The 7,040-nt window shown below is 64.5% G+C and carries 7 protein-coding genes; 5 read left to right on the plus strand and 2 right to left on the minus strand.

Translation table 11 applies throughout. The features are described 5' to 3' along the window. Nucleotides 1–54 precede the first annotated feature (54 nt). The 5 genes from eutB to EN893_RS12470 all read left to right on the plus strand — a co-directional run bounded on the left by eutB (nt 55) and on the right by EN893_RS12470 (nt 5,101). A complete protein-coding gene (gene eutB, locus EN893_RS12450; RefSeq protein WP_127270570.1) occupies nt 55–1,050 on the plus strand; it encodes a hydroxyectoine utilization dehydratase EutB in 996 nt (331 codons plus the stop codon). Continuing rightward, the gene (gene eutC, locus EN893_RS12455) at nt 1,047–2,039 is read left to right on the plus strand and encodes an ectoine utilization protein EutC (RefSeq protein ID WP_127273333.1); all 993 of its coding nucleotides are present in this window, start codon (nt 1,047–1,049) and stop codon (nt 2,037–2,039) included. The genes eutB and eutC overlap by 4 nt, the downstream gene beginning before the upstream one ends. Nucleotides 2,040–2,193: 154 nt before the next feature. Next, nucleotides 2,194–3,372, plus strand: a complete 1,179-nt coding sequence (gene doeA / locus EN893_RS12460; RefSeq protein ID WP_127271633.1) for an ectoine hydrolase DoeA — start codon at nt 2,194–2,196, stop codon at nt 3,370–3,372. Between the two features lie 5 nt (nt 3,373–3,377). After that, nucleotides 3,378–4,376 carry a N(2)-acetyl-L-2,4-diaminobutanoate deacetylase DoeB gene (gene doeB, locus EN893_RS12465; RefSeq protein WP_127272431.1) on the plus strand — a complete coding sequence of 333 codons (999 nt, stop codon included), beginning with the start codon at nt 3,378–3,380 and terminating at the stop codon, nt 4,374–4,376. Nucleotides 4,377–4,780: 404 nt separating this feature from the next. Next, nucleotides 4,781–5,101, plus strand: a complete 321-nt coding sequence (locus EN893_RS12470; protein WP_245466428.1) for a hypothetical protein — start codon at nt 4,781–4,783, stop codon at nt 5,099–5,101. A gap of 69 nt (nt 5,102–5,170) precedes the next feature. On the opposite strand, the gene EN893_RS12475 is transcribed toward EN893_RS12470, so the two are convergent. Both EN893_RS12475 and EN893_RS12480 read right to left on the minus strand, forming a co-directional pair. Continuing rightward, nucleotides 5,171–6,289, minus strand: a complete 1,119-nt coding sequence (locus EN893_RS12475) for a P1 family peptidase (RefSeq protein ID WP_128361558.1) — start codon at nt 6,287–6,289, stop codon at nt 5,171–5,173. A 4-nt stretch (nt 6,290–6,293) separates the two neighbouring features. Next, on the minus strand, nt 6,294–7,040 hold a 747-nt coding region (locus EN893_RS12480), incomplete at its 5' end, for an exodeoxyribonuclease VII large subunit (RefSeq protein WP_281062481.1).

The raw sequence follows: 7,040 nt of genomic DNA on the forward strand, positions 1-7,040 counted from the left end.
GCCAATCTCCCCCCTCGAGGGGGAGATGGCCGGCAGGCCAGAGGGGGTCGCCCCATGACGCGCGCCGTCGCCCTAGCGGACATCCGTATCGCCCGTGACCGTATCGCTGGCAAAGTCGAGCGCACGCCGACCGTGCTGTCCCCGAGCCTATCCGAACAACTGGGCGTCCCCGTTCACCTCAAGCTCGAACACCGGCAGACCACCGGCAGCTTCAAGCTGCGTGGCGCCTCGAACGCCGTCGCCTCGTTGAACGCCGAACAGAAGGCGCGGGGCGTGGTCGCGGCCTCGACCGGCAATCATGGCCGCGCGCTGGCGCATGCGGCGAAGCTTGAGGGCATGCGCGCCGTAATCTGCATGTCGCGCCTGGTGCCCGGCAACAAGCTCGACGAGATCCGCCGGCTTGGCGCGGAGGTCCGCATTATCGGCGACAGCCAGGACGATGCCCAGCAGGAGGTCGATCGGCTGGTGGCGCAAGAGGGGCTGGTGATGCTGCCGCCCTTCGACCATCCCGACATTATCGCCGGGCAAGGCACGGTCGGGCTTGAGATAATCGGGCAGGTCCCGGATGCCGCCCTCGTTCTGGTCCAACTCTCCGGCGGTGGGCTCGCCTCAGGGGTTGCTACGGCCATCAAAGGCGTCAGCCCCCGGACAAAAGTCATCGGTGTCTCGATGGCGCGTGGCGCGGCGATGAAGGCCAGCCTCGATGCGGGCCAACCGGTATTGGTGGAAGAATTGCCGACGCTGGCGGATTCGCTCGGCGGCGGCATCGGCCTCGACAATCGGCTGACCTTCGCCATGTGCCGCGACCTGCTCGATGATGTCATCCTGCTCAGCGAAGACGAGATCGCCGCCGGAATCCGTCACGCCTATGCGCAGGAGCGCGAAATCGTCGAGGGCGCGGGCGCTGTCGGCATCGCCGCACTGCTGGCCGGCAAGGTCAGGTCGGACGGGCCGGTGGTTGTTCTGCTGTCCGGTCGCAACATCGATATGGACGCGCACCGCACAATCGTTTGCGGCGTAGCGCCATCGCTCAAGGAGCGCGCCGCATGAGCCGGATGACCATCCTTACCGAGAAAGAGTTGCGGGCGATCGTGACACTCGATCTCGATGCCGTCGCCTGCGTCGAAAACGCCTTCCGTGCGCTTGCCACTCTGCCGGTGGCGATGCCGCCGATCCTGCGGCTAGACATTCCCGAGCATCGCGGCGAGGTCGACGTGAAGACCGCCTATGTGCCCGGCATTGACGGTTTCGCCATCAAGATCAGCCCCGGCTTCTTCGACAATCCGAAGCTCGGCCTGCCCAGCGTCAACGGCATGATGGTGCTGCTGTCAGCCAAGACCGGCCTGGTCGAAGCGCTGCTGCTCGACAACGGCTATCTCACGGATATCCGAACCGCTGCTGCCGGCGCCGTCGCCGCCAAACATCTGTCGCGGCAGGACTCGTCCGTTGCCGCGATCTTCGGCGCTGGCGTCCAGGCCGGGCTGCAATTGGAAGCACTCATGCTGGTGCGGCCGATTGCCGAGGCGCGCATCTGGGCACGCGATGCGGCAAAGGCCGAGGCAACCGCCGGAGCCCTGCGCGAAAAGCTCGGCATTCTCGTGCATGCCGAGCCCGACGCGGCAAACGCGGTCGCCGGCGCCGACATCATCGTCACCACGACGCCTTCGACCGAGCCGCTGATCAAGGCCGGCTTCGTTTCCGCAGGGCAGCACATCACCGCGATGGGATCGGACGCCGAGCACAAGAACGAGATCGCGCCGGCAATCCTGCGCATGGCCGATCTCTATGCCGCTGACAGTGGCCGCCAGACAAAGCGGCTGGGTGAGCTGCATCATGCAATCGCGGCGGGCGTGATGGCCGCCGAGGAAGAGGTGACCGAACTCGGCCAGATCATCGCCGGCGCGAAACACGGACGGCGCTCGGCCAGCGACATCACCATCGCCGATCTCACCGGCACTGGCGTCCAGGACACGGCGATCGCCACGCTCGCTCGAGACCGTGCGCGGGTGGCCGGTTCCGGGGCCATCTTCGAAAGCTGATGCTGGCCGCAGGAGCATGATCCGGAAAAGTGGGAACCGGTTTTCTCGGACAAACGGTTTTCCGTTTGTCCAGAGATCACGCTCAAACAAGAACGACGAGTTGGATTCAAAGCTGATACCGGCCGCAAGGCCCAACAAACGAGGACCAAGAACAATGCAACCGAACCTGAGATTCTCGCGCGGCGAATATGCGGATCGCCTCGCCAAGACACGCAAGGCCATGGAGGCCAAGGGCGTCGATCTTCTTGTTGTCAGCGATCCTTCCAACATGGCCTGGTTGACCGGCTATGACGGCTGGTCGTTCTATGTGCACCAGGCGGTTATCGTGCCGCCTTCGGGCGAGCCGGTCTGGTACGGCCGCGGCCAGGACGCCAACGGCGCCAAGCGCACCGCTTATCTCGCGCACGACAATATCGTCGGCTATGCCGATCACTATGTGCAGTCGACCGAGCGCCACCCGATGGATTTTTTGGCCAGCGTGCTTGCGGATCGCGGCTGGGGCAAGCTGACAGTCGGCGTCGAAATGGACAATTACTGGTTCTCGGCGGCCGCCTTTGCGTCGCTGCAGAAGCATCTGCCCAATGCCCGCTTTGTCGATGCCACCGCGCTTGTCAACTGGCAGCGTGCGGTGAAGAGCCCGACCGAGATCGATTATATGCGCAAGGCGGCCCGCATCGTCGAGGCCATGCATCAGCGCATCTTCGACAAGATCGAGGTCGGCATGCGCAAATGCGATCTCGTCGCCGAAATCTATGATGCCGGCACGCGCGGCGTCGACGGTATTGGCGGCGACTATCCGGCGATCGTGCCGCTGCTGCCGTCGGGTGCCGATGCCTCGGCGCCGCATCTGACCTGGGATGACAGAGCGATGAAGCGGGGCGAGGGCACCTTCTTCGAGATTGCCGGCTGCTACAACCGCTATCACTGCCCGCTGTCGCGCACCGTCTTCCTAGGCAAGCCGACGCAGGAATTCCTCGATGCCGAGAAGGCGACGCTGGAAGGTATGGAAGCCGGGCTGGCTGCCGCGAAACCCGGCAACGCCTGCGAGGACATCGCCAACGCCTTCTTCGGTGTCCTCAAGCGATACGGTATCGTCAAGGACAACCGCACCGGCTACTCGATCGGCCTGTCCTATCCGCCGGACTGGGGCGAGCGCACGATGAGCCTGCGTCCCGGCGACCGCACCGAGCTCAAGCCCGGCATGACCTTCCATTTCATGACCGGCCTGTGGCTGGAAACGATGGGACTGGAGATCACCGAGTCCATCCTGATCACCGAAACCGGTGTGGAGTGCCTGGCCAATGTGCCGCGCAAGCTGGTGGTGAAGGATTGAGCCCGATGTCCAGCACCCGCCCGTCGCCGATCGCGCCGACCGTCGATTTCGACCGCGACGGCATTCAGCACGGTTTCCTGCGCTTGCCCTACAGCCGCGACGATTCCGCGTGGGGCTCGGTTATGATCCCGATCTGCGTCATCCGCAACGGCAACGGGCCGGCAGCGCTGCTGACCGGCGGCAACCATGGCGACGAGTATGAGGGGCCGCTGGCCCTCTACGATCTCGCCAGGACCCTCGATCCCAAGCAAGTCAGCGGCACGGTGATCATCGTGCCGGCCATGAACTATCCGGCCTTCCGTGCTGGCACGCGCACCTCGCCGATCGACAGGGGCAACATGAACCGCAGCTTTCCCGGCCGGCCGGACGGGACGGTGACCGAGAAGATCGCCGACTATTTCCAGCGTGAGCTGCTCCCCCGCGCCGACATCGTGTTCGACTTCCATTCCGGCGGCAAGACGCTGGACTTCGTGCCGTTCTGCGCCGCGCATACTTTGCCCGACAAGGCGCTGGAACAGAAAGCCTTCGACGCGGTCGCGGCCTTCGCCGCCCCGTTCTCGATGCGCATGATCGAGATCGACGCCGTCGGCATGTATGACACGGCAGCCGAGGAGATGGGCAAGGTCTTCGTCAGCACCGAGCTGGGCGGCGGCGGCACGTCGCGTGCGCAGACGGTGCGGATCGCGCGGCGCGGCATTCTCAACGTACTGCGCCATGCTGGCATTGTAGATGGTGCGGTCGAGAAGACTCGAACCCAGTGGCTCGACATGCCGTCGGGCGATTGTTTCTCCTTCGCCGAAGATGACGGCATGATCGAAACCATGGTCGATCTCGGTGAGCCCGTCGAAGAAGGCTCGGTGCTGGCGCGCATCCATTCCACCGGCCGCACCGGCATCGCCCCGCAGGAGATCCGGGCAAAAATGTCGGGCATGCTGGCGGCGCGGCATTTCCCCGGGCTGGTCAAGGCCGGCGACTGCGCGGCGGTGGTGGCTGTGCACGTCTGAGCGATTCCGCCGAGGCTTGCTCCACCCGGTTCGCGTCCATCGTCACTTGCTCTTGATCCGTTGCGGAGCCTTCGGCGCGGCGGAAAGAAGCAGCATGGCGAGCGGAGTCGACATTGCAGGAGGATGTCACTATATAGCGGCGGCTTCGACCTGCGCGCCCGAGGGCAGCACCTCGAAGCAACTGTGAATGTGTAGTGTGTTGCGCCATCTATTGTGACGGAAATCGGCTCGGAAACCGGAAAAAAGCAAATAGAAACAGTGGCGCAGCGCTGGGCGTGACCCAGCCAACGGTACCGACCCCTCCAGAATCAGAAAATGCTCTTGACCCCTCGATTTCCTATGGCTCTGTGGACCTTGGACGGCATTGGCTTGCCGGACGACCGCGACTCGGCTGGAATGGGGACATGCATCCTTTGCGGGATGTCGACGTTTGTGATTACCAACCGGCTTTGCCGCCAGGGAACAGCAGTATGAGTGAACACGCCATCGAATTCTTGCGGGGATGGATCGGCGAAAAGGTCCATTGCCAGTCCTCCCAGGCAAGGATCGACAAGCAGGCCGAAACCCTGGCCAAGGAGTGCGCCGCCGAGGCGGCCGAGGTCGGCATCCCGCTGGAGGACATCCAGGAAGAAGTCGGCGATATCCAGGAACTTATCGCATCCCGGCTTGAGGAAGCGGCCGAGGCCGAGGAAAGCCAGCAGGCCCCCGGAAAAGCCGCGGAATGATCAAAGCCGCGGAATGATCGCATAGCGGCGACGTGTTCCAGCGCGGGCTTGTGGCCCGCGTTTTTGTCTTCAGCCAAACTTCTCCTTCAGCCACGTCTTCGGCAGCGCCGGCACGAAATTCCCGTCGCGTCCGGTCATATCGTCATTGGCAACCAGCGCGTTGAGGATTGCTTCCTCCACGGTCTGGATCACTGCATCGAAAAACGGATCGATATCGGTGTCCGGAATAAAATCGGCGCTGGCGATGCGGCCGGATGGCGCCAGCGCCGCGCTCGCATTGGCGGTCGAGAAGGCGATAAAAATGTCGCCTGAACTGTGATAGCCGAAGCCGCCGGTCAAGGCGACGCCAAGCGGCACCCGTCGGGCCAGCCGCTTCATCTGATGCGGCAGGAACGGTGCGTCGGTGGCGGCGACGGCAATGATCGAGCCCTTTTCAGCACGCGGTGTGCCTTCGCGGACCGCCGGTTCGAGAAGCTCCGGCCCGGCGCGCAGGCCGCGAATGGTGATATTGCGCCGTTTTCCAAAATTAGACTGCACGAAGGCGCCGACGGTGTAGGCACGGCCTTGCCATTCGACGATGCGCGACGCCGTGCCGGAGCCGGCCTTGAAGCCGAAGGTGATCATGCCGGTGCCGCCGCCGACGCTGCCTTCCTCGATAGGCCCGCCGGCGGCACCGTCGAGAGCCTGCGCAACATGCTCTGACGTCAAATGGTGGCCGTTGATGTCGTTGAGGAAGCCGTCATAGGTCTCCGCCGCCCCCGGCAGCCCCCAGCCGCTGTCGAGCGCTGCCGGCAGCACGCTTTGCATCCAGCGCAGCGTGCCGTCGCGGGAAACACCGCAGGAATGCGTGTTGGTGATGGTGATCGGGAAGTTGAAAGCGCCGGTTTCCTCGACGATGTGCGAGCCGGTCAGTTCGCCGTTTCCGTTCTGGCTGAAAATGCCGGCGAAGACCGGCGTGGCGAGGTCGGCGAGCGGCCTGGGCAGGATCGCGGTCACGCCGGTGCGCACCGGTCCCTCGCCGACGACAAGCGCGCCATCGCCCGAAATCAGCGTCGCATAGCCGACCGTCACGCCGGGCACATCGGTGATCGCGTTAAACGGTCCGGGCCGCCCATCGAAGCCGATGCCGAAATTTCGCGCGCGCGGTTTGCCCGAGGGTGTTGTCAGATGATGCGGATTGTCGGTCATGGTCTCAGAACAGGGATCCCTGATTGCCCGGCTCCTTGGCCTTGGCCGCCGGCTTGGCCACGGCTTTCGGTTTTGCCGTGCCGGTGATCGCCACCGCATCGGCGATGCCGTCGGCGAACTCGAGCGAAAGCGCCATTCCCGACGCCACCTCGGCAGCCTGCTTGATCACCGCGCCATCCGCATCCCTCACCAGCGCAAAGCCGCGCGCCAGGACGGCCTTGTGCGACAGCGACGCCATCAACCTGTCGGCCTGGACGACGCGGCCGCGCAGGCGCTCCAGCCTGAGCACCACTGCTTGCGTGCCGCGTCTCGTCAAAGCTGTCAGCAAATCCCTCTGCACGCGTTGCCGCCGTGCCGTCGGCTCGATCGTGATGCGGCCTTGCAGCATGCCCAGTTGCTGCTTGTGCCGCTGCAGCGATGCCCTGGCACATTTTGGCAATTGATCGGCCGCTCGGTTAAGCTCCGCACGCCGGGCTCTTGCCAACGCGCGCAGTGCCCCTTGTGCTCGCAAAAGATTGCGTTCGTTGGTGCGCCGCGCCTCGGCAATGCGCTGCGACAGCATTGCCGGTGTCAGCTTTACGGCAAAAAACCTTGCACGCTTGCGTTCGGTGGAGACCAACAGGCCCCGGCCGAGCCTGGATGTCGCCTCATCGAGGCGCCGGCGCGGCAGCGCCAGCAATTGATCGGGCGAGGGCAGAGCCCGGGCGGCGGCACGGACGGCCTGCCGCTTGCGTTCGAAATTGCGCAGGAC

The organism is Mesorhizobium sp. M7A.F.Ca.CA.004.04.2.1, assembly GCF_004022825.1.
GTDB lineage: Bacteria > Pseudomonadota > Alphaproteobacteria > Rhizobiales > Rhizobiaceae > Mesorhizobium.

Bases quoted from the DNA above. Each gene is read 5' to 3' on its own strand.
- doeA (WP_127271633.1), top strand. From the start codon at position 2,194: ATGCAACCGAACCTGAGATTCTCGCGCGGCGAATATGCGGATCGCCTC.
- eutC (WP_127273333.1), top strand. From the start codon at position 1,047: ATGAGCCGGATGACCATCCTTACCGAGAAAGAGTTGCGGGCGATCGTG.
- doeB (WP_127272431.1), top strand. From the start codon at position 3,378: ATGTCCAGCACCCGCCCGTCGCCGATCGCGCCGACCGTCGATTTCGAC.
- EN893_RS12475 (WP_128361558.1), bottom strand. From the start codon at position 6,289: ATGACCGACAATCCGCATCATCTGACAACACCCTCGGGCAAACCGCGC.
- eutB (WP_127270570.1), top strand. From the start codon at position 55: ATGACGCGCGCCGTCGCCCTAGCGGACATCCGTATCGCCCGTGACCGT.
- EN893_RS12470 (WP_245466428.1), top strand. From the start codon at position 4,781: ATGCATCCTTTGCGGGATGTCGACGTTTGTGATTACCAACCGGCTTTG.